General features: G+C 36.4%; 25 protein-coding genes. 19 read left to right on the forward strand and 6 right to left on the reverse strand.

The window, feature by feature from the left end; genetic code table 11:
- Window positions 1-49: 49 nt before the first annotated feature.
- Entirely contained in the window at window positions 50-547 is a 498-nt protein-coding gene (locus MKX65_RS07495) for a peptidyl-prolyl cis-trans isomerase (protein WP_160548572.1), read from the reverse strand.
- A gap of 187 nt (window positions 548-734) precedes the next feature.
- On the opposite strand from MKX65_RS07495, the gene MKX65_RS07500 reads away from it, so the two are divergent.
- The 3 genes from MKX65_RS07500 (at window position 735) to pyc (ending at window position 5,918) form a co-directional block, all read left to right on the forward strand.
- Window positions 735-1,004: a YlaN family protein gene (locus MKX65_RS07500; RefSeq protein ID WP_377057867.1), complete on the forward strand. Its 270-nt coding sequence runs from the start codon at window positions 735-737 to the stop codon at window positions 1,002-1,004.
- 187 nt (window positions 1,005-1,191) lie between these two features.
- Entirely contained in the window at window positions 1,192-2,406 is a 1,215-nt protein-coding gene (locus MKX65_RS07505; protein ID WP_160548573.1) for an FtsW/RodA/SpoVE family cell cycle protein, read from the forward strand.
- Window positions 2,407-2,480: 74 nt separating this feature from the next.
- Window positions 2,481-5,918, forward strand: coding sequence for a pyruvate carboxylase (gene pyc, locus MKX65_RS07510; protein ID WP_160548574.1), 3,438 nt, complete (start codon window positions 2,481-2,483; stop codon window positions 5,916-5,918).
- A 38-nt stretch (window positions 5,919-5,956) separates the two neighbouring features.
- Here pyc and MKX65_RS07515 read toward each other — a convergent pair whose 3' ends face one another.
- Complete coding sequence (locus MKX65_RS07515) at window positions 5,957-6,895, reverse strand: COX15/CtaA family protein (protein ID WP_340903083.1); 939 nt, start codon at window positions 6,893-6,895, stop codon at window positions 5,957-5,959.
- 629 nt (window positions 6,896-7,524) lie between these two features.
- Here MKX65_RS07515 and cyoE point away from each other — a divergent pair.
- The 8 genes from cyoE (at window position 7,525) to MKX65_RS07555 (ending at window position 15,307) form a co-directional block, all read left to right on the forward strand.
- Window positions 7,525-8,457: a heme o synthase gene (gene cyoE / locus MKX65_RS07520; RefSeq protein WP_160548576.1), complete on the forward strand. Its 933-nt coding sequence runs from the start codon at window positions 7,525-7,527 to the stop codon at window positions 8,455-8,457.
- A gap of 121 nt (window positions 8,458-8,578) precedes the next feature.
- On the forward strand, window positions 8,579-9,649 hold the full coding sequence (gene coxB, locus MKX65_RS07525) for a cytochrome c oxidase subunit II (RefSeq protein WP_160548577.1): 1,071 nt from the start codon (window positions 8,579-8,581) through the stop codon (window positions 9,647-9,649).
- Window positions 9,650-9,681: 32 nt separating this feature from the next.
- Window positions 9,682-11,550 carry a cytochrome c oxidase subunit I gene (gene ctaD, locus MKX65_RS07530; RefSeq protein WP_340903084.1) on the forward strand — a complete coding sequence of 623 codons (1,869 nt, stop codon included), beginning with the start codon at window positions 9,682-9,684 and terminating at the stop codon, window positions 11,548-11,550.
- Window positions 11,550-12,179, forward strand: a complete 630-nt coding sequence (locus MKX65_RS07535) for a cytochrome (ubi)quinol oxidase subunit III (RefSeq protein ID WP_160548578.1) — start codon at window positions 11,550-11,552, stop codon at window positions 12,177-12,179. Before ctaD ends, MKX65_RS07535 begins: the two co-directional genes overlap by 1 nt.
- A gap of 4 nt (window positions 12,180-12,183) precedes the next feature.
- Complete coding sequence (ctaF, locus tag MKX65_RS07540) at window positions 12,184-12,519, forward strand: cytochrome c oxidase subunit IVB (protein ID WP_160548579.1); 336 nt, start codon at window positions 12,184-12,186, stop codon at window positions 12,517-12,519.
- 135 nt (window positions 12,520-12,654) lie between these two features.
- A complete protein-coding gene (gene ctaG, locus MKX65_RS07545) occupies window positions 12,655-13,560 on the forward strand; it encodes a cytochrome c oxidase assembly factor CtaG (RefSeq protein WP_340903088.1) in 906 nt (301 codons plus the stop codon).
- Window positions 13,561-13,585: 25 nt separating this feature from the next.
- A complete protein-coding gene (locus MKX65_RS07550; RefSeq protein ID WP_160548581.1) occupies window positions 13,586-14,053 on the forward strand; it encodes a DUF420 domain-containing protein in 468 nt (155 codons plus the stop codon).
- Window positions 14,054-14,134: 81 nt separating this feature from the next.
- The gene (locus tag MKX65_RS07555; RefSeq protein ID WP_340903090.1) at window positions 14,135-15,307 is read left to right on the forward strand and encodes a GNAT family N-acetyltransferase; all 1,173 of its coding nucleotides are present in this window, start codon (window positions 14,135-14,137) and stop codon (window positions 15,305-15,307) included.
- A gap of 44 nt (window positions 15,308-15,351) precedes the next feature.
- Here MKX65_RS07555 and ytvI read toward each other — a convergent pair whose 3' ends face one another.
- Complete coding sequence (ytvI, locus tag MKX65_RS07560; protein WP_160548584.1) at window positions 15,352-16,413, reverse strand: sporulation integral membrane protein YtvI; 1,062 nt, start codon at window positions 16,411-16,413, stop codon at window positions 15,352-15,354.
- Window positions 16,414-16,563: 150 nt separating this feature from the next.
- Here ytvI and MKX65_RS07565 point away from each other — a divergent pair, with 150 nt between their 5' ends.
- Complete coding sequence (locus tag MKX65_RS07565) at window positions 16,564-16,902, forward strand: hypothetical protein (protein WP_160548585.1); 339 nt, start codon at window positions 16,564-16,566, stop codon at window positions 16,900-16,902.
- 26 nt (window positions 16,903-16,928) lie between these two features.
- On the opposite strand, the gene MKX65_RS07570 is transcribed toward MKX65_RS07565, so the two are convergent.
- Window positions 16,929-17,288 (reverse strand): YugN family protein, encoded by a 360-nt coding sequence (locus MKX65_RS07570; protein ID WP_160548586.1) that lies wholly within the window; start codon window positions 17,286-17,288, stop codon window positions 16,929-16,931.
- A 216-nt stretch (window positions 17,289-17,504) separates the two neighbouring features.
- On the opposite strand from MKX65_RS07570, the gene MKX65_RS07575 reads away from it, so the two are divergent.
- Both MKX65_RS07575 and MKX65_RS07580 read left to right on the forward strand, forming a co-directional pair.
- Window positions 17,505-17,936: a CBS domain-containing protein gene (locus MKX65_RS07575; RefSeq protein WP_160545705.1), complete on the forward strand. Its 432-nt coding sequence runs from the start codon at window positions 17,505-17,507 to the stop codon at window positions 17,934-17,936.
- A gap of 193 nt (window positions 17,937-18,129) precedes the next feature.
- Window positions 18,130-19,167, forward strand: coding sequence for a CAP domain-containing protein (locus MKX65_RS07580; RefSeq protein WP_340903092.1), 1,038 nt, complete (start codon window positions 18,130-18,132; stop codon window positions 19,165-19,167).
- 31 nt (window positions 19,168-19,198) lie between these two features.
- Here MKX65_RS07580 and MKX65_RS07585 read toward each other — a convergent pair whose 3' ends face one another.
- Both MKX65_RS07585 and MKX65_RS07590 read right to left on the reverse strand, forming a co-directional pair.
- A complete protein-coding gene (locus MKX65_RS07585; protein WP_340903093.1) occupies window positions 19,199-19,555 on the reverse strand; it encodes a hypothetical protein in 357 nt (118 codons plus the stop codon).
- 11 nt (window positions 19,556-19,566) lie between these two features.
- Window positions 19,567-19,929 (reverse strand): PaaI family thioesterase, encoded by a 363-nt coding sequence (locus MKX65_RS07590; protein ID WP_340906178.1) that lies wholly within the window; start codon window positions 19,927-19,929, stop codon window positions 19,567-19,569.
- A 137-nt stretch (window positions 19,930-20,066) separates the two neighbouring features.
- Here MKX65_RS07590 and MKX65_RS07595 point away from each other — a divergent pair, with 137 nt between their 5' ends.
- From MKX65_RS07595 to MKX65_RS07615, 5 genes are all read left to right on the forward strand, one after another.
- A complete protein-coding gene (locus MKX65_RS07595; protein WP_160545702.1) occupies window positions 20,067-20,492 on the forward strand; it encodes a YlbD family protein in 426 nt (141 codons plus the stop codon).
- A 14-nt stretch (window positions 20,493-20,506) separates the two neighbouring features.
- Window positions 20,507-20,746, forward strand: a complete 240-nt coding sequence (locus tag MKX65_RS07600) for a YlbE-like family protein (RefSeq protein ID WP_160545701.1) — start codon at window positions 20,507-20,509, stop codon at window positions 20,744-20,746.
- Window positions 20,747-20,853: 107 nt separating this feature from the next.
- Complete coding sequence (locus tag MKX65_RS07605) at window positions 20,854-21,267, forward strand: hypothetical protein (protein WP_340903095.1); 414 nt, start codon at window positions 20,854-20,856, stop codon at window positions 21,265-21,267.
- Between the two features lie 60 nt (window positions 21,268-21,327).
- Window positions 21,328-21,765 (forward strand): YlbF family regulator, encoded by a 438-nt coding sequence (locus tag MKX65_RS07610; RefSeq protein WP_340903096.1) that lies wholly within the window; start codon window positions 21,328-21,330, stop codon window positions 21,763-21,765.
- A 96-nt stretch (window positions 21,766-21,861) separates the two neighbouring features.
- A complete protein-coding gene (locus MKX65_RS07615; protein ID WP_160545698.1) occupies window positions 21,862-22,137 on the forward strand; it encodes a YlbG family protein in 276 nt (91 codons plus the stop codon).
- The last annotated feature ends 30 nt before the right edge of the window (window positions 22,138-22,167 follow it).

The following is a 22,167-nucleotide window of genomic DNA, read 5'->3' on the forward strand; positions in this document are numbered from 1 at the left end:
TAGCACAAGCATTAACAAGCTATCGAATAAAAGAAGGCGCGCCCTTCTTTTATTCGATAGCCACCGCACGAATATTTTTTATTGGTTGATGTTTATTAGATCCATCTCCGTAAAAGGCATACACGGGGCCATCTTCTTTTAATGGCTTACCATCCTTTGAAAAACCCAAGATTAACTCTTGTCCTAACTCTAGAGGCATAGATACTTCGCCATCTGTTGTCACTAGTGTTAAGCTTTTAGCACCAGTTTTAATATCTGCATTTTTTAAAAATGGCTTTAGTGGCATCCCAAATGTTCCTGTAAGAACTTTTTCTTTTTCAAATTTCTTCTCGGTCTTTAAAGTCGGTGGAAAAACAGCTCCCTCCATTATTTCACGATCCCAATGCTTAGACATGCTCTTTTTATATTCTTCTAAATCATCTACTTCTTCTTGACTTCTCTCAAAATAGGTAGTCAAATCCACTCTACGATCGTCAAAGATCCAAACTCCAGGGTCTAAGGTGATTGTAAAATTTACTTTCCCTTTGATTGGTATAATATTTTCCATAACTGTTCCCCCTTTGTATCCTTAGTATAGACGTAAAACCAATAAAAGTCATTTTTGGAGGATATTCAAAATTTGCTGAATCTTTCTACGGGTTCTCTTGATTATCCTTGCAATTTTCCTCTTAAACGTATAAAATTTATAGATAGGATAAACGCTCGGAAACGGGGGGACTAAGTTGGCGTCTGACATGGTATTAGATCATAAAGAAAGAGCAAATGCCTTATTAAAGGCTGACGCTGATAAAATTCTAAAGTTAATTAAAGTACAAATGGATAACTTAACGATGCCTCAGTGTCCATTATATGAAGAGGTTCTGGATACACAAATGTTTGGTCTATCTCGTGAAATAGATTTTGCTGTTCGCCTTGGCTTGATTGAAGAAAAAGAAGGTAAGGCGATTTTAGGAGAACTAGAAAGAGAACTATCAGCCCTTCATGAAGCATCGCAAAGAAAATAACGTACTTTCGAAAGCTCAAACTTTCTCAAGAGAGACTGTTTGAGTTTTTTTATAAAGTATTTATTCTGAAAATTTGATATTATTAAGATAATAATTTTCAGTTGAACTTTTCTTCACATCAAATGCAGGAAATTCAATGTTATAATATAATACATATTACGACTAAGAAGATGGGGAAGAGGGTTACATGTTTAAAAAAATACTAAAATCATATGATTATTCATTAATCCTAGTTGTGGTATTGTTATCGATATTTGGACTTGTTATGATATATAGCTCAAGTATGGTTACAGCTATTCAAAGGTATGGATATGAAAGTGATCATTTTTATGATCGCCAAAAAATATTTTTAATTGTTGGGGCTGTTTTATTTCTTTTCTTTTCTGCATTTCCATACAAAATTATGCTAAGCAATCGTTTTTTAATTCCAATTGTGATATTTTCTTTTACGTTGCTCATATTTATTTTTCCCTTCGGTCATTCCGCGGGAAATGCTCAAAGTTGGTATAAGATAGGCCCACTAAGCCTGCAACCATCTGAATTTGTAAAGGTAAGTGCTATCGTTTACTTATCGGCTGTGTATGCAAAAAAACAATCGTATATTAATCAGTTTAATCATGGTGTACTTCCACCTCTCGCTTTTATTATCATTGTTTGTTTTTTAATTGCACTTCAGCCAGACTTTGGAACAGCTGCACTCATTGTTGCTATTTCAGGTGTGATCATCCTTTCGTCTGGAATGAATTTAAAAAATATAGGCAAATTAGTTATGTTAGGTGCAATTCCTTCTATTCCACTGCTTATATTATTTAAGGATAAAATATTTTCCTCCGTACGTGTCGGAAGGTTTGAAGCATTTTTCAATCCTTTTGCTGAAGAGATAGCCCAAAAGGAAGGCTATCATATGGTTAATTCGTTCCTTGCATTAGGTGCTGGTGGCATTAAAGGTCTTGGATTGGGACAAAGTGTCCAAAAATTAGGGTATTTACCTGAGCCACATACCGATTTTATAATGGCTGTAATATCCGAGGAACTTGGAATATTTGGTGTTGCATTTGTATTATTCAGCTTGGGTTTTATCGTCTTAAAAGGAATCTATATTGGTTTAAAAGGAAAGGATGCTTTTGGTAGTTTACTAGCTATAGGTATCTCAGGGATGGTAGGAATTCAATCATTTGTAAATTTAGCAGGTGTTTCGGGAGTCATTCCGTTAACAGGGGTTCCATTGCCATTTATTAGTTATGGAGGCTCATCTATTCTGCAACTTTCCATTGCAATGGGTATCTTGGTAAATGTTTCTATGTTCGTTAATTATGAGAAAAAGTTTAAAGAAACGAACGATAAAAAAGTAGAAACGATTCCTACTAATAACCGTTTTGAAGGCTTTCAAATAAAAAAATAAGCGCTCTTGGTTACTTGACCAAGCGCTTTTTATAAATACAAACTAGTATAAATATACAGAATGGGGTGTTTTACTTGCAAAGAAAGATTAATAAGGTGTTAGTTGCAAATCGAGGAGAAATAGCTATACGTGTGTTTAGAGCTTGTACAGAGCTTAATATACGAACAGTTGCTATATATTCAAAGGAAGATTCCGGTGCATATCATCGTTATAAAGCTGATGAAGCATACCTCGTTGGAGAAGGTAAAAAACCAATTGATGCTTATTTAGACATTGAAGGAATTATTAACATAGCAAAACACAGTGATGTAGATGCTATTCACCCAGGTTATGGATTTCTTTCAGAAAACATCCATTTTGCAAGAAGATGTGAAGAGGAAGGGATTATCTTTATTGGTCCAAAATCAAGGCATCTTGACATGTTTGGTGACAAAGTAAAAGCAAGGACGCAAGCCCAAGCTGCAAAGATTCCAGTCATTCCTGGTAGCGATGGTCCTGTAAATAGCTTAGAGGAAGTTATTGCTTTCGGGAAAGAATATCACTATCCGATTATCATTAAAGCATCACTCGGTGGTGGTGGAAGAGGTATGCGTATCGTTAGGCATTTAGAAGAAGTAAAAGAAGCCTACGAGCGAGCAAAATCTGAAGCGAAAGCAGCGTTTGGAAATGACGAAGTATATGTTGAAAAATATATTGAAAAGCCAAAGCATATTGAGGTTCAAATTATTGGGGATCAGTTTGGTAATATTGTCCATCTTTATGAAAGAGATTGTTCAGTCCAACGTCGTCATCAAAAAGTAGTAGAGGTTGCACCGTGTATCTCTATTTCAGAAGATCTTAGAGATAGAATTTGTGCTGCTGCTGTTGATTTAATGAAAAATGTAGATTATTTAAATGCTGGAACAGTAGAATTCCTTGTTTCAGGAGAAGATTTCTACTTTATTGAAGTAAACCCGCGTGTACAGGTTGAACATACCATTACAGAGATGATCACTGGTGTTGATATTGTTCAAACACAAATATTGGTTGCAGAAGGTCATGAGCTACATGATGAAACGGTAGGTATTCCAAAGCAAGAAGATATTCGAATTATGGGATATGCCATTCAATCTCGTGTGACAACGGAGGATCCGTTGAACAATTTTATGCCGGATACAGGAAGGTTAATGACGTACCGTTCAGGTGGTGGTTTTGGAGTTAGATTGGATGCAGGTAACGGTTTCCAAGGAGCTATTATTACTCCATATTATGATTCCTTGCTTGTTAAGTTATCAACACATGCCTTAACGTATGAACAAGCTTGTGCAAAAATGGTAAGAAATTTACAAGAGTTCCGTATTCGAGGAATTAAAACGAATATTCCTTTCTTGGAGAATGTTGTAAAGCACAAAGATTTCCGCAGTGGGAATTATGATACGTCATTTATTGATTCTTCACCAGAGTTATTTATGTTCCCTGTTCGTAAAGACAGAGGTACAAAAATGCTTTCTTATATCGGGAATGTAACCATTAACGGTTTCCCGGGAATTGAGAGAAAGAAAAAGCCTGTTTTTGATAAGCCAAGAATCCCAGTAACAGATTCATTTAGTGTTCAAAGTGGAACAAAGCAAATTCTTGATGAAAGAGGAGCCGAGGGCTTAGTAAAGTGGATTAAAGAGCAACCTGAAGTTCTTTTAACAGATACTACTTTTAGAGATGCACATCAGTCATTACTAGCTACTCGTGTTCGTACGACAGATTTAAAGCATATCGCAGAGCCGACATCGTTATTACTACCTGATATGTTTTCTTTGGAGATGTGGGGTGGAGCTACATTTGATGTGGCGTACAATTTCTTAAAGGAAGATCCATGGGATAGACTTTTAACTTTAAGAAAGCAGATTCCAAATGTATTATTCCAAATGCTACTCCGAGCTTCAAATGCTGTTGGATATAAAAATTATCCAGACAATGTGATTCGTGAGTTTGTGGAGAAATCTGCATATGCAGGTATCGACGTATTCCGTATTTTTGATAGTCTGAACTGGGTTAAAGGGATGGAAGTAGCTATTCAAGCCGTAAGAGATACGGGGAAAATAGCTGAAGCGGCCATTTGTTATACAGGAGACATCCTTGATACATCGAGACCGAAGTATAACTTAAACTACTATAAGGATTTGGCTAAAGAACTCCAAAATCAAGGGGCACATATTTTAGCTATTAAGGATATGGCAGGTTTATTAAAACCAGAAGCTGCATATCAATTAATTTCTGAATTAAAAGAAACCATTGATATTCCGATTCACCTACACACTCATGATACAAGTGGAAATGGAATATTTACGTATGCAAAAGCCATCGAGGCTGGTGTTGATATTGTAGATACAGCATTAAGCACAATGGCAGGATTAACATCACAGCCAAGTGCAAATACATTGTACTATGCACTTGAAGGCAATGATCGTAAGCCGAAGGTAGATATTAAAGCGTTAGAACAGCTTTCTTACTACTGGGAAGATGTGAGAAAGTACTACCACGATTTCGAAAGTGGAATGATGTCTCCACATACAGAAGTGTATCAGCACGAAATGCCAGGTGGTCAATATAGCAATCTTCAACAACAAGCTAAAGCAGTTGGCCTTGCTGACCAGTGGGAAGATGTGAAAGAAATGTACGCGCGAGTAAATCATATGTTTGGTGATATCGTTAAAGTTACTCCGTCTTCAAAAGTCGTAGGTGATATGGCATTGTATATGGTTCAAAACGATCTAACGGAAGAAGATGTCCTTTCTAAAGGAGATAGTCTTGATTTCCCTAATTCGGTTGTAGAATTATTTGAAGGATATTTAGGACAGCCTGTTGGAGGCTTCCCAGAAGAACTTCAAAAAGTGATCCTAAAAGGTCGCGAGCCAATCACGGTAAGACCTGGAGAACTATTGGAGGATGTTGATTTTACAGCTTTAAAAGAAAAGTTATTCAAAGAATTAGGAAGACCTGTAACGAGCTTTGATGCCATTGCTTATGCATTATATCCAAAGGTATTTAAAGACTATACGGCTATGGTGGAGCAGTTTGGCGAAATTTCGGTGTTAGATACACCTACTTTCCTATACGGGATGAGACTAGGAGAGGAAATAGAAGTCGAAATTGAAACAGGTAAAACATTAATCGTGAAGCTTATCTCTATTGGTCAGCCTCAAGCTGATGGTACTCGTATCGTCTACTTTGAGTTAAATGGACAGCCGAGAGAAGTAGTTATTAAGGATGAAAGTATTAAATCCACAGTTGCCACTAAGATTAAAGCTGATCCGAAGAAAGAAACTCATATCGGAGCTTCAATGCCAGGGACAGTGATTAAAGTGTTAGTCTCTAAAGACGAAAAGGTCGAAAAAGGTGATCACTTGATGATTACAGAAGCTATGAAAATGGAAACGACCGTTCAAGCTCCGTTCTCAGGCTTTGTTAAAGATATTTATGTTTCAAATGGTGAAGCCATTCAAACGGGTGACCTACTAATCGAGTTACAGAAATAAACAGAAAAAAGGTGTTGCACATATGTGCAACACCTTTTTTATAGAGCGTGATTATTTTTCTTATTAAGAGCAATCTGATTCTTTTTACTTCGAGTAACGAGGAGGATAAAATAGCTTAATACTCCGAATAAGCAAGAGATAAAAAATGCGTGAGCTAATGCGACTGTTAAGTTCAGTCGAGTGAAAACGATTAAGGCTCCAGTCATTACTTGGAGTGATACTAGAATAAATGCTATTGTCCAACCCCAAACAATAACCTTCTCATTTTTGTAATGTTTATAAGCTAATACAGTAATATAACCAATCCAAAGGAAAATTAAACCAGCTGCGAATCTATGTCCCATCTGTACCCATTCAAAAAAATTCGTAGGTAAGCCAATTGCGTTATTCAAACAGAAAGGCCAGTCTCTACATACGAGGCTAGCATTCACATGCCTTACTAGTGCGCCAGTGTAAACGACTACATAACTGTATACGCTAACTCCTATAATATGCTTACGCAAACGTGAATCAATGATTAATTTATGAGCTTCAAAACGCTTGTCTATCTCAAAAATAAGAAGTGTTAAAAGTAAAACAGCAGCGAATGAAATCAAAGAGATACCAAAATGTAAAGCTAGTACAAAATCTGACTGTCCCCAAACAACTGCGGCAGCACCGATTAATCCTTGTAATACGAGGAAGAAAAAAGATAATGCCGATAAAAATTTTGTCTCACGGATATGACCAATCGTTTTCCATGACCAAATGGATAATACCAATACCATTAAGCCAACTACACCAGAAACAACACGGTGAGCAAGTTCAATAATTAACTCGAGTGATATGTCAGTTGGAATAAGTTGACCATTACATAACGGCCAAGAACGGCCACAACCCATCCCGGACTCTGTTTTTGTAACAAGTGCTCCTCCTAAGAGAATGAATAACATACCAATCGTTGTAAGGACAGAAAACCATTTTAAGGCCCTGTTCAAAAAAATCACCTTCTCATTCCAAGTTCACAAATTTGTCATAAGTTTCTATTGACATGTATAATGAACAGTATAATAATAACCACATTTTAATATATCTTTATCATAACGAATAAGTAGAAAAAAAAATAGAAGTTAATATGAGAAATACTGCATTTTTGATACTACACAAACTACTTAATTTTTACAATATATATTATGTATTTAACAATATGAATGAATTGGAAACTAATAGGTTGTTTTCGAAATATAATTATAGGTATGGATGGAATACATATTTTAATTTGTTTTAAAGGAAATACACACTTAATATAACTGCGAAAAAGTTATATTAACAAAATAAATGGGCTGTTTTAATAAAGAAACCGAGACACAAATTATTCAAAAATAATTCAAAAAAAGTTCACAAAAATGGAACGAAGTATGATTTAATAGATTGAGGAAATGTTATTTTTCTACACAAATATTTAACATTATTTCCACTATTAAGATAATGAAAACTATTGGCAGAATATTGACTAAAATCGGTGATAGTCGTTTTTCATTACAATATAGCATTAAAGCTAATAATGTACTATAGTTATTGTAGTGTCGTGAGACCGGATTTGTGTTCATGGAAAGGAGGAGATGAAATGGCGGGCTCAAGATCAATAAGTGAAGCAACGATAAACGGCGATGATAACGGCATTGATCTACCAAAGACAAATGCATGGAAGGATTTCCTTGCACTAATTAAAATTGGCATTGTAAACTCCAATTTAATTACTACCTTTACTGGACTTTGGTTAGCGCTTCACTTTGGAGAAAAAAGCTTCTTTTCAAATCTAGATATTGTTTTTTATACGTTGATAGGATCGTCGCTCATTATAGCAGGTTCCTGTGCCATAAATAACTACATTGATAGAGATATTGATCCTCTTATGGAACGTACTAAGGATAGACCAACAGTAACGGGAAATGTTCAACCACGAAAAGTGATTATAATGGGGTTAACTCTTATAACTATAGGTACTATTTTTCTCGCATTAACCACATTAACAGCTGTTGTAATTGGACTTGTAGGAGTGTTTAGCTATGTTGTCCTTTATACAATGTGGTCAAAACGCCAACTTGTTTCAAATACCATCATAGGAAGTATATCAGGTGCCGTACCACCACTGATTGGTTGGTCAGCGGTTGATGGGGATTTGAGTATCATGGCATGGAGTTTATTCCTAATCATGTTTGCTTGGCAACCACCGCATTTTTATGCCCTAGCGATGAGAAGAGTAGAAGAGTATAGGGCTGCTAACATTCCTATGTTACCAGTAGTAAAAGGCTTTGAAACAACAAAAAAACATATCATTTTATGGATTGTTTCCTTGTTGCCGCTTCCATTCTTATTGACCAGCTTAGGTATACCATTCCTAATCCTAGCGTCAGCTTTAAATGTAGGATGGTTAGTTACTGGTTTATATGGCTATAAGAAAAAGGACGATATGAAATGGGCAAAGATCATGTTTGTCTATTCTCTACAATATCTAACTATTCTTTTTGTAGCTATGGTAATTGTCACACTAATATAAAATATGTTTTGTTAGAAAAACCTTTCCCTACTGTCATTAGGGAGAGGTTGTCTATAAATTTTTTTACTGATCAAACATTTCAGGGAAGAAATATTTTACGAAAGAGGGGTTTGATTAAGCTATGAAAAGGCTTGCGAAATGGCGAATGATTTCAATGATTGCAATCATAACGCTACTACTTTCCGGATGTGGTGAACCGTTCTTGTCAACGCTACAGCCAGCCGGTGAGGTTGCTAAAGAGCAATTCGATTTAATGATGTTATCTGTGGCGATAATGGTAGGGGTAATTATCGTCGTAACCTTGATCTTCGCGATCGTGGTTGTAAAATTCCGCCGCAAGGATGATAGCATTCCAAAACAGGTGGAAGGAAGTCATAAGCTAGAAATCATTTGGACTGTTATCCCAATTATTCTACTTCTTATTCTTGCTGTTCCAACAGTAGCTTCTACATTTAAGTTTGCTGATGTTTCTGAGATGGATAAGAAAAATGAAGAGGGTAAAACGGATGCATTAGTTATCAATGTCCGTGCTAGCCTTTATTGGTGGGAATTTGAGTATCCAAACGAAGAAATTATTACGAGTCAGGACTTGGTTGTTCCTACAGGACAAAAGGTGTACTTTAACTTAAAGGCGTCTGATGTAAAGCACTCTTTCTGGATTCCAGCGGTTGGTGGAAAGATGGATACAAACACTGATAACGTGAACCGATTTTATTTGCAATTTGATGAACAAAAAGCAAATGAAGCTGGAGATTTATTTTACGGGAAATGTGCGGAGCTTTGCGGACCATCTCACGCTCTAATGGACTTTAAAGTTAAAGCGATTTCACCAGATGAGTTTGACCAGTGGGTTGCTGATATGCAATCTGTCAAGGAACCTGAAACGGCTGAAACTCCTTTAGCTCAACAAGGTCAAGAAGTCTTTAATAACAGCTGTATTGGTTGTCATGCTGTAACACCAGCAACTGGTGCTCCAGAAGCTGCTCGTCTTGGACCAAATCTAACAAACTTTGGTGAAAGATCTCGTATTGCAGGTGTATTAGACCATACAGAAGAAGAACTTAAAAACTGGATTTCTGATCCTGAAGCTTATAAGCCAGGGAACAAAATGACAAATGCATACAACACATTAACTCCAGAAGAACTAGATGCTGTATCAGAATACTTAATGAACTTAAAGGTACAGGATTAATAGGGGACTTTGTTTGAAAGGGAGGCAGAATTGTGAGTACCTATGCTCAGAAAAAGGGGTTCGGTGCGACTTTGTGGGAATACTTAACTACAGTAGACCATAAAAAGATCGCTATCCTTTACTTAATTGCTGGTGGACTATTCTTCGTTCTAGGTGGTCTAGAAGCAATGTTTATTCGTATCCAGCTAGCTGTACCAAACAATGATTTTGTAAGCGCTGGATTATATAATGAAATTTTAACCATGCATGGAACAACAATGATTTTCTTAGCAGCTATGCCACTGTTATTTGCTTTTATGAATGCCATTATGCCATTACAAATCGGAGCTCGTGACGTTGCGTTTCCATTTGTCAATGCACTTGGATTCTGGTTATTCTTTTTTGGTGGTATCTTCTTAAATCTATCTTGGTTTTTAGGAGGAGCACCAGATGCAGGTTGGACCTCTTATGCATCTCTATCGATGGCATCTGAAGGACACGGGATAGATTTTTATGCACTAGGGTTACAGATTTCTGGTGCGGGAACGTTAATGGGGGGAATTAACTTTCTAGTAACGATTATCAATATGCGTGCACCTGGTATGACATACATGAGAATGCCATTGTTTACATGGTCTACGTTCGTGGCATCAGCACTTATCCTATTTGCATTTCCTCCGCTTACAGTGGGACTATTCTTGCTGATTTTTGACCGTATGTTTGGTTCAAACTTCTTTGATGTTGCAAATGGTGGAAATACAGTCATTTGGGAGCATTTATTCTGGATCTTTGGACACCCAGAAGTGTATATTTTAGTCTTACCGGCATTCGGTATTTTCTCGGAAATTTTTGCTACTTTCTCGAGAAAGCGTCTGTTTGGATACTCATCTATGGTGTTCGCTACGGTTCTTATTGGATTCTTAGGATTCATGGTTTGGGCTCACCATATGTTTACAACTGGATTAGGTCCAATTGCTAATGCAATCTTTGCTGTTGCAACGATGGCAATTGCTGTTCCAACTGGTATAAAAATCTTTAACTGGCTCTTCACTATGTGGGGAGGAAGCATCAAGTTCACAACACCTATGCTTTATGCCGTTGCATTCATTCCATCTTTCGTAGGTGGAGGGGTAACAGGGGTTATGCTTGCTTCAGCAGCAGCTGACTACCAATACCATGATTCTTATTTCGTAGTTGCCCATTTCCACTATGTTATTGTTGGTGGAGTTGTATTTGGTCTTTTAGCAGCAACCCATTTCTATTGGCCAAAAATGTTTGGAACAATGTTAAACGAAGCATTAGGAAAAATCACTTTCTGGTTATTCTTAATTGGATTCCACTTAACATTCTTTATCCAGCATTTCCTTGGATTAATGGGGATGCCAAGACGTATTTTTACATTCTTACCTAACCAAGGTTTGGATGCTGGGAACTTAATAAGTACAATTGGTGCATTCTTTATGGCGATTGCTACATTAATCTTGTTAATCAACATTGTGATTACAAGTGTGAAAAATGAAAAGGTTGGAAATGATCCTTGGGAAGATGGACGTACACTTGAGTGGGCAATTCCATCACCACCACCTTTCTACAACTTTAAACAGCTTCCGCTTGTTCGTGGATTAGATCCACTATGGATTGAAAAAATGGAAGGCAAAAAAGGTATGACACCTGCTGAGCCGCTTGGTGACATTCATATGCCAAACAACTCATTTACTCCATTTATGATTTCACTAGGATTATTTGTGGCCGCATTTGGTGCGCTATACCGTGAAGATTATAATTGGGGTGTATTGGTTCTGATCGCAGGAATGGGTATCACACTTTTATCAATGTTTGTTCGTTCTGTTAAGGATGACCATGGCTTCCATATTCACAAGGAAGATTTATTAAACGATGATGATAAGGGGGGGAAGGCATAATGCATGTAGAAGATAAGTTTACTGCTGAAACATGGCCTGCCGCACCTGAAAAGCAAACCCTTGAAGGAAAAAATAAGTTTTTAGGTTTTTGGTTATTTTTAGGTGGAGAAACGGTTCTCTTTGCATCACTTTTTGCAACTTACTTAGCCTTAAAGGATAAGGTTCCAAATGCTGAACACGCTCTAGCAAAGGATCTTTTCGAATTACCGCTAGTATTTGTAGCAACGATGCTACTTTTAACTAGTTCGTTAACAAGTGTATATGCAATGTACCACATGAAAAACTTCAATTTCAAAAAGATGCAGCTATGGTTAGGCTTAACTGTGCTGCTAGGATTTGCATTCTTGCTTCTTGAAATTTACGAGTTCAATCACTATGTACATGAATATCATCATACATTTACTAGTAGTGCATTTGGATCTGCCTTTTATACTCTTGTTGGTTTCCACGGGGGTCACGTTGCTTTCGGTCTTCTATGGATCGTCACTTTAATGGTGAGAAATGCAAAGCGTGGGTTAGATTTGTACAATGCGCCAAAGTTCTATGTTGCAAGTCTTTACTGGCACTTTATTGACGTGGTGTGGGTATTTATTTTCACGGTAGTATATTTAATGGGAATGGTGGGATAAACTGATGGCAAGTGAACAAACACATTCAGGTAACCCTAGAGTAGACATTGAATATCGTAAAAAGAAAAGTGCAGAGGAAATGCGCTATCAAATTGTATCATTTTCTATGATGATCTTTTTGACATTTGTAGCATTTATTGCTGTAGGCTATGGTGATTTTTCGGCATGGTTTATCGTTCCTTTCATTCTTTTGCTAGCTGTCGTGCAAGTAGTCTTTCAATTATATTACTTCATGCATATGAGTCATAAGGGACATGAAGCGCCAGCGCTTTTCCTATATTCAGGTTTATTAGTTGGGTTAATAACAATATTAGCTTTTATGACCATTATTTGGTGGTAAGTGTATGAAAGAAAATCGGCTTCCTGAGCCGATTTTCTTTTTGCGCTAAATATAGGAAGAAAACCTCAATCGTTGTAGTATGCAAGACAAATCAGGTATAATATAACTGACTTAAAAATAACGAGGTGATCGTCATTGTCGCTTGATATATTTGGATTTAGGGCATTGTGGAGTCCATTTTTCCTAATCCTTTTACTTGTGTTTTTAGCTACCTATTTTCTCGTAACTACGAAGTACCGATCTCTCTTTTCAAAATCTGAGGTATTAACTAAAAAACAATGGATTAGCTTTACATCAGCTATGGTACTTTTGTATGTGGTGAAGGGATCTCCCATTGATTTGTTAGGACATATAATGTTTTACGTTCATATGATCCAAATGGCCATTCTATACTTAGTGATTCCTATTCTATTTATTTATGGAATTCCTCCATGGATGTGGAGATCGGTATTATCTAAACCAATCATCAAACCATTGTTTGGATTTTTCACAAAACCTCTAATTGCACTTATTCTTTTTAATGGAGTGTTTTCTTTCTACCACGTTCCTAATATTTTTGATATTGTAAAAACAGATATGTGGTTGCATGCCATCTATACTTCGGCATTATTTTTATTAGCGATTTGTATGTGGTGGCCACTAGTGAACGAGTTAGAAGAGTATGAAACATTAAACGGGTTGAAAAAGGTAGGTTATATCTTTGCAGATGGAATTTTATTAACACCAGCATGTGCTTTAATTATCTTTGCAGATACACCGATGTATACTACTTTTTCTGATCCAAACGCATGGGCAAGCGCACTTGAATTATGTGTTCCATCAACGACGCTAGCTTCATTAAATTTAAGTGGGCCAGAGATGTTTAATTCAATGTCGCTGCTTGAGGATCAACAAACGGGTGGAGTGCTCATGAAGGTCATACAAGAGGTTGTGTATGGTGTGATCTTAGCACAGGTGTTCTTTAATTGGTTCAGAAAGGAACAAACGATTGATGAGTTACCTGTAAATCAAACTACCTTTCAACCAGAGCCTACTAAATAAAATAAGTTTTTAAGAGGAGAAACAAATGGATTTCACATTACCTATTTTACCTACAATTAGTACAACCTTTATTGTGCTAAGTGGTCTAACTGTTGCGATTGGATGGTGGCAAATCAAGCAACGTAAAATAGAGGCCCATCAAAAAACGATGTTTTTAGCAGGAATATTCGCTATTATCTTCTTTGTCATCTATGCTAGCCGAACCATCTTTATTGGTAATACAGCGTTTGGTGGACCAGATGATATTAAAATTTACTATACAATCTTTTTGATCTTTCATATTACATTAGCAACGGTTGGAGCAGTATTAGGGATCATTTCGTTGTATACAGGCTATAAAAAGCAACTAGAAAAGCATAGAAAACTTGGGCCCATTACTAGCATCGTGTGGTTTTTTACTGCTATTACAGGTGTAGCGGTATACCTGCTATTGTACGTCATATACCACGGAGGAGAAACCACCTCTGTTATTAAAGCAATACTAGGGTTTTAATGATGCATAAAAGCGCTACAAGTAATTGTGGCGCTTTTTTTTGAATATGTTTTACAGAAGTTGTGATATGGGGTGAGAATGATGGAATTTGTTGTATTAACAGAAAATGATTATGAGGAAGCCATGAAATTGTCAATGTATGCCTTTCAATATAAGGTAAGTGCGGATGATATCCCTAAAAGAAAACAGATGCTAAAATCCCACGACATTCTTGCGGTCAAGGATGGAGAAAAACTTGTTGCAAAATTACATATTATCCCGTTTTCTATTTATATAAACGATAACAAATTTCAAATGGGAGGCATAGCTGGAGTGTCAACGTATCCAGAATACCGGCGTCACGGCTATGTGAAACAACTTATTACTGAAGCCTTACAACATATGAATCAGAAACAGCAATACATATCCTTTCTTCACCCTTTTGATGTCCAGTTTTATCGTAGATTCGGTTGGGAGCTTTTTGCAGATAACAAAAAGGTAACGATTGAGAAGAAAGATTTAGATATGTTGCCTTCAAACCAAGGGAAAATTTTAAGAGACATTCCTAAGGATGAAAGAGCACAAATTGAAAGAGTATATGAGACTTATGCAGCATCTCATAGTGGTATGCTTGTTCGAACACAAAAATGGTGGAAAGACCACGTATACAGTGAGGACCATTTGGCTGCGTATGTGAATGACAATGGTGATTACGAAGGTTATCTCGTCTATTCAGTGAAAAATAAAGAGATGGAAATCATTGAAATTATTACTTGTACTCATCAGGCAGCCATTGGACTATGGAATTTTATCTGTCAGCATGACTCCATGATTGACAAGGTAGTAGTTACCACTTCGACTCATGACCTATTTCCATACTACTTAAAACAACCAAAACAAAAGACGGATGTTCACCCATACTTTATGGCTAGAATTGTTAATGTAGAAGGGTTTTTAAAATCCTACTCCTTCGAGTTAACTGGTGAAAAGGTATTTATTCATGTAAATGATGAATACTGTAGTTGGAATATTGGTTCGTATTTACTTTCTGATGATTCTTTTACAGCTTACAAGGAGAAAGAAGGAAGTGTTTGTGCACATCCACCTAAGGTTGGGTTGCAAATGGGCATAGGAACATTGTCTACGCTATTGTTAGGATACAAAACTGCTGATGAGCTGTATCACCTTGGAGAAATTACAGGAAGCATAGATGATCTACAGAAGCTTAAAAGGAAAATTCCAAGATTACGTCCATATTTTCCGGATTTCTTTTAATGCATGTAAAATGCGCAGACTTCAAATATGAAGACTGCGCTTTTTTAAATTTTAAAATTCAGCTTAATAATGCCAGCTTCTTTTGCCGAATTGAATGCGATTAATAGTAAAGGGCCAATAATAAACCCTAGAATTCCTAGCAACTTAAGACCAAGGTACATTGCTATTAAAGTAGATAATGGTGAGAGACCAATATGTGTTCCCATCACTTTCGGCTCGACCGTCCGACGGATAATTAACAATATAGCTGCTAAAATAGATAGTTTTGTACCTAACACTACATCTCCAGTTATGAAATGAAATAATGCCCATGGTGCCATGATCACTATAGACCCAATGATGGGGATAAAATCTATAATCCAAATGATAGTGGCCATTAATAAAGCTACTTTTGGAGTAATAATGAATAACCCAATTAGTGTAACTAAGAAAATGAGTACAGAAACAAGAAATTGAGCCTTAAAAAATCCGATTACAACAAAGGATAGACGGGAGGTCATAAAATTAACTTTATCAGCTGTTTTCTCAGTTAAATGGCTATATAAAGAAATTTTTAACCTTTGTAAATCTAATAGGAAAAGAAATAGTGCAATCAAATACACTAAGAAGCTGACAAGATAGCTGGGTATATTTGTAAGCAATGACCGAACATTATCGATGTTTACGTAAGCTACTAAATCGTTTTTCGTTCCATTAAGAAAGGTTTGTACCTGGTTGCTAATTCCATCTACTACTTCCTTCGGTAATTCCTTAGCAGCAGAGGTTAATTTCTCTTCAGTATCTAGCCAAGCCCGATTGATCTCATTTATTAGCTGAGGAGCGTATTCAACAACTTGTATGGCTTCTGTAATGACTTTTGTAACAATGAAATAGCCGGTCACCCCCACGAAGAGTAAGAAGCCCAAAAATACAACTAAAACAGATACTTTCCGATTAAGTTTGGTGCGATTTTGTAACATTCGTACGAGAGGGTCAAGGAATAATGCTGTTATAAATGCAGTGATCAAAGGAATAGATACGGGCAGAATAAGATATAACAACAGGGCTGCTATACAGACACCTATAAAAATTAATAAATACCGTTTCTTAAAAAAGCTGAGTAACAAAGTTGTTCTCCTTCCATAAATAAAAAATATTTGTTAATTTCGGAACACTTAAATTATAGTATGCATTTAATAAAATAACCAATGAAAATAATAAAAATATGAATTTAAATAGTTTGTTGTGTTTATTAGACGAGCCTAAAAGGAGGGATTATGTTGGTAAGTATGTTTGAGCAAAATGAAAGCAATCGAGCCGTTCACAACATTATTTCAGCAATAGTCGAGTCTAATATAAATGAAAGCGATGACTATGTCCTATTCAAAAAAAGAGGACCTATTATTGATTGCTTCCAAGGACCATTTCATTCCAAAAAAAGTCAAACGTATGAAGTGATTTTGAAAGAAAGTGTTGTTGGGATTATATTAAGAATAAGTGCCATTAATTATAGGGGAATTATCGGTAAAATAGAAAATTTACAGGCTGCAATTCAAGAGGAAGTATACCTGTTGACGGGGTATAAAGTAAGTTATATTGACGTGAAACTTAGATAATAAAAAAGACGCAAAATGCGTCTTTTTTATTTAGAAAATTTCTCCACTTCTACTTTTACTTCGTTTAGAAGCTTTTCGCATTGGCTGACAAGTCCTTTTGGAAAAGTTTCACCTTCACCGTATTCTACACCGTGTGGATAATAATGCTTTCCTAATAGCGGTGTCATTAATTGAACGGTTGCTTTGTGTGCTCCAACATCACCTTCTACAGCATATCCGAATACACGAAGATAGAAAGTTCCTTCTTTTAGGATAAACTTACGGTCGTATGTTACTCTTTCATAGTCCCATTGTCCTTCACGAACTAACCCATGATCAAGCATCACTTCGTCTAAACGATTTAAATCTGCTTTTACGCTCTCAAGACCTACATTTTCAAACTTCATTATTTTCCCTCCTACAAACACGATCCCCGTCTACTTGAAACTGAAATGTTCAATATGTAACGATAAATTCTTCATTTTTAATAATAGTAGAAATTATAGGAAGTTGCAATGAGAACGTTCACAAAAGTAACATATGTTTTCTCATATACACTGCGGAATAGTTGACCATACAAAAGGGAACGATAAAACTGATGATATTTTTTAGGAGGGCTCAGGATGAAGACCATAAATGAGTTGATGACTAAGGAAGTCGAATGCTGCACGCTTCTTGATAATGTGTACGAGGTCGCACTTAAAATGAAAGAGCTAAACGTAGGTGCGATTCCAATTGTCGATGGTGATAAGTTAATCGGAATGATTACCGATCGTGATATTGTCGTTAGAGGTGTTGCTGAAAAACATCCTGGTTCGACAAAAGTCGAAGATATCATGAGTAAGCAGATTATAACGGTATCACCTGAAACAACTGCTAGAGAGGCAGCTGAATTAATGGCCAAGCATCAAATTCGACGTCTTCCAGTAACAGAAGGAAAAAAACTAGTTGGAATAGTAGCTCTAGGGGATTTGGCTGTTGAAAAGATCACCGACTATCAAGCCGGTAAGGCCTTATCTGACATTTCCGAACATACTTCTTCTGACATGCATTAATAAAGGCACCTTTTGGTGTCTTTATTTTATTTATGTACAGAGCCTGGTAGAGTATAATAAGATAATAACTACTTTATTATCCTATTTTATTTTCTATGAAATACTATACTATTTATATAATGCTTGCATACAATGATAGAAAGAATGATAGAGAGGAGGATGGCCTCTGAGAAGTTTAGGAAGAATATTGATATTGATTACTGCAATCTTAGGAATTGTATTTTATTTAAATATTCAAAATGGTGACGAGGAGATACTCGTAGAAGACGGTACGCAAAAGAAAGGAAGTAACCAGGACATTTCAAATAATTCGAGCGATGAAGGAACAAACTCTGAAAGACCAACGGACGGAGTTTCTACTTATATCGGAATGTCTAAAGAAACCTTAGAGGAAAACCTAGGCCAACCTAACAGAGTAGATCAGACTTATTATGGGTTTGATTGGTGGATTTATAATGCAGACCCTGCAAATTATTCTCAGATTGGTGTGAAAGACGGGAAGGTAGTAACCGTTTATGCCATCGGTTCGGAAGTGAATATAAGTCCCTTTAAGATAGGCCAACATGTAGATGAAATCTTTTCTTCTAGTTATGTAGAAACAGAAATAGGGTTAGATTTTGAGGGGAGTTCCTATCAATTTGAATTATCAGAATCGGATCTAAATACAAGGCCATTGTTGAAAATGGGGGATATTTTCGTTCAACTCTATATTGATAAATTTACGGCTACATTATCTAGTTTTAGGGTAATGGATGCAGAAACTTTATTGAAGCTAAGACCATATGAACTGGTTTATTTTGGTGAGTTGCAAGAGATTGAACCAGATGAGATGGTACCAGATGAAAAAGTAGAGGATGCAAATGAAAAACAAATATATGATATTACAAATATTATGAGAATGAGATTTGGACTGGCTAGCTTACAGTGGGACGAGAAAACGGCAACAGTAGCCTATGGACATAGCAAGGATATGGAAGAAAGCAATACTTTTTCGCATACATCTGAAAAGTTCGGCGAGCTCACCGATCGCTTAGAGGCCGGGGAAGTTTTTTATCAGGTAGCTGGTGAGAATATTGCCGCAAACTATGCGGATGCTCCAGCAGTTATGGAAGGCTGGTTAAATAGTAAAGGTCACCGGGAAAGCTTATTAAACGAAGACTTTACCCATATCGGAGTAGGTGTGTATAAAAAGTATTACACGCAAAACTTTATCCAAGCTTGGAAAGAATGACAAAAAGGAGCTGAGTGCTCCTTTTTTTACTTTAAAGTATATCATATCTACCAAATCGAAAATGACCTTCCTTCCAATTACCGTACACTCGCACTTCAACTCCGATCTCGAAATCATTGGTAAGGACTTTCCCTTTTACAATTGGAGTAATCTTTGAGACAACAGTTGTTGTCCCGTTATGAATAAGTGTGAGTTTGACTATATGTATATATCGATGATAATAAAAACGTTCTTTTGTTATATTTATTTGATGAATCTTTCCTGTTACAATTGCTTCTTCATATACTTGCTCTAATGCTAACCATTGCTCCGTATGAGATTGTAACTCACGCTTTGAAATAAGATAAAAATAAATAATAATGATAGGTATTACAATGGCAGTTACCAAGTGGGTTCACCCTATATTTTTTTTTCAATGACAAGAAAACTACCTGTCCCAATGGCTATCTTAACACCATCTGAACGGTGAATTTCTGCGGATAATACGAGTGTTTTTGAGCCTTTATGTTCCATTTTCGCTGTACAGACCATATGTTCTCCAATTCCAGCGGCAATATAATTTATATTCAACTGAGTTGTGACGGCACCATACCCTTCAGGGACAAGTGAATTTGCTAATACACCCATTGCTGTATCAAGCAAAGTTGCGGTCATTCCTCCATGTACAATATGCAAAGTATTATATAAAAGTGGAGAAATAGGAATGGTTATTTCACAATCATCATCCGATATTTTCCGTTCCATTTGCAAAAGGCTAGAGATAAACGTGGTGTTATCCCATTATATCCCTCCCTTTATCTTTCCTATCCTTTCCATTTTATCATGAAATCTTTGGTGCACATATTTTTCTTTTTTTCATATCGTATTATAGGCATTCGTTTATGTTGAGGTGAAATAAAATGGCCAAAAAGCAACTACATCCTTCCGTACAAAAGTTCAAGGAGTATGTTCGAGCCCACCCTGAACTTATTAAGCAGGTTAGAAGCGGGACAAATACTTGGCAAGAGTTATACGAGGAATGGTATCTATTCGGTGAGGAGGATTCTAAAGAAGATGGAACTGATGATCATCGTAGCCAATCAACGGAATCTACAAAAGAAACTTCAACGGAAGAATCATCTAAAAAGGACTGGATGTCAACGGTACTAGGTGCTGTAAGGAATATGGATCCAAACCAGCTTCAACATCATATCGTGAGTATTAGTTCTGCCTTAGGTGCGATTCAAGGTGTGATTTCCTCCCTACAAGGAGGGAATAGTAGCCCAAATCCACCTAAAAAAAATGTAAGCCCACCGTCACATCCGTTTCACTTTAGACAAGATTAGAAGGGGGCTATTAGATGAGAGAAGAAATTAATGAGTATTTACGTATGCAACCGCAATTAAAACAATTCTTAAGGGAACAGCCCATTTGGTACAGAAAGCTAGGAAGAAATCCACATGACATACAAAGCTTTGAAATTTCAGCATTACACCATTATAAAAAGACCATTCCTCATCGTGTGGAGCAACTCAATCATAGTGTGCAAATGGCGAATATGATGATGAGCATGTTTCAAGCCATGAATAGTAACCAATAAGCAGCCTTCACTTTACAAGAGTTTGAAGGCTTTTTGGTTGGATTTTTGACTAAGCTTGCTGATAATTGCACAAAATATGTAAAATTGTGTGATTGGGGGCAGCAAAGTTGGTAAAGAAAATGGTATGTGTTTTTCTGATTGGACTTATGTTAAATGCTTGTCATAAAGATATCCCAGATCCTGAAGTGAAAAAAGAAATATCTATTGTTCCTATGCACACTGTACGAGCAGAAAATGATGTGGTCGTATTAGGAATGAAATCGGAACATTCATTTACAGTTCAGCATCATGTGAAGAGAAATAATGTTTACGTTGAGTGTTTTATTCCTGATATTTCATTTACCAATCGTAATACGAGCTTAATTGTCTCTGTGGATGGGAAACAGAAAAAAGTAGTAACAACAGCTGCCTTTATTATTAAAGGGCTTTCAAAAGGCTCTCACCAAATTCAATTACAAGTAGTTGAAAAAAATCAAAAACAAGAAGATATGATAAAAGATTTTGAAGTTCTCATAAGGTAGGATGTAAAAAGTTCATTTCTTCGCTCATTCATGGTAAAATATGAATCGGAGGTGAGCGGATTGCTTGCTACATCAGAAACTATAGAAATTCTAGAGTATGCAGAGGAATTGGCTTCAATGGTGCTAGAGTCAACCGTCGTTGAGGCTTATAATATATGCTTGAATAATGTAAAAAAAGATAGAGAAACACAAAACAAAATTAAAGCGTTCATACAAATGAAGGATCGTTATGAAGAGGTGGAACGTTTTGGAAGATACCATCCTGACTATAAAACTGTCATGATGGAAATCCGCAACTTGAAGAGAGAAGTCGATCTCGACCTTAATGTAGCTGAATTCAAAAAAGCGGAGAATGATCTACAAGCACTTCTTGATGAAATAAGTGTACTTATAGGTCGGTCAGTTTCTGACTTTATTAAAGTTCCAACCGGAAATCCTTTCTTTGAATCAAGTTGTGGTGGAGGTTGCAGCACAGGCGGTAGCTGTGGATGTTCATAAATTAACTGTAAGCATAGGAGAATTCCTATGCTTTTTTTATGCCCATGTATGTGTTAGAATAAAAAGACAATTGTGTAATTAAAAAGGAGTAAAGCGATGCTAGGTCAACGTCAAGGAATTATTGTATGGCTATTTTCTCTTAAGCAAGCGAAAATGCTTCGCAAATTTGGGAATGTTCATTACGTATCAAAAAGATTGAAGTACGTGGTCTTATATTGCAATCAAGATGAAACGGAAACAGTCATGGAAAAAATAAAAAGCTACTCCTTTGTTAAAAAAGTCGAGCCATCCTTTAAACCTTTCTTAAAGGTTGAATACGAGAATTCGAGACCAGATAAGGCAAAGGAATACGACTATAAAATGGGAATATAAAAGATCAGGAGGGGATAACCTCCTGATCTT

The organism is Robertmurraya sp. FSL R5-0851, from assembly GCF_038002965.1.
GTDB classification, from domain to species: domain Bacteria; phylum Bacillota; class Bacilli; order Bacillales; family Cytobacillaceae; genus Robertmurraya_A; species Robertmurraya_A beringensis.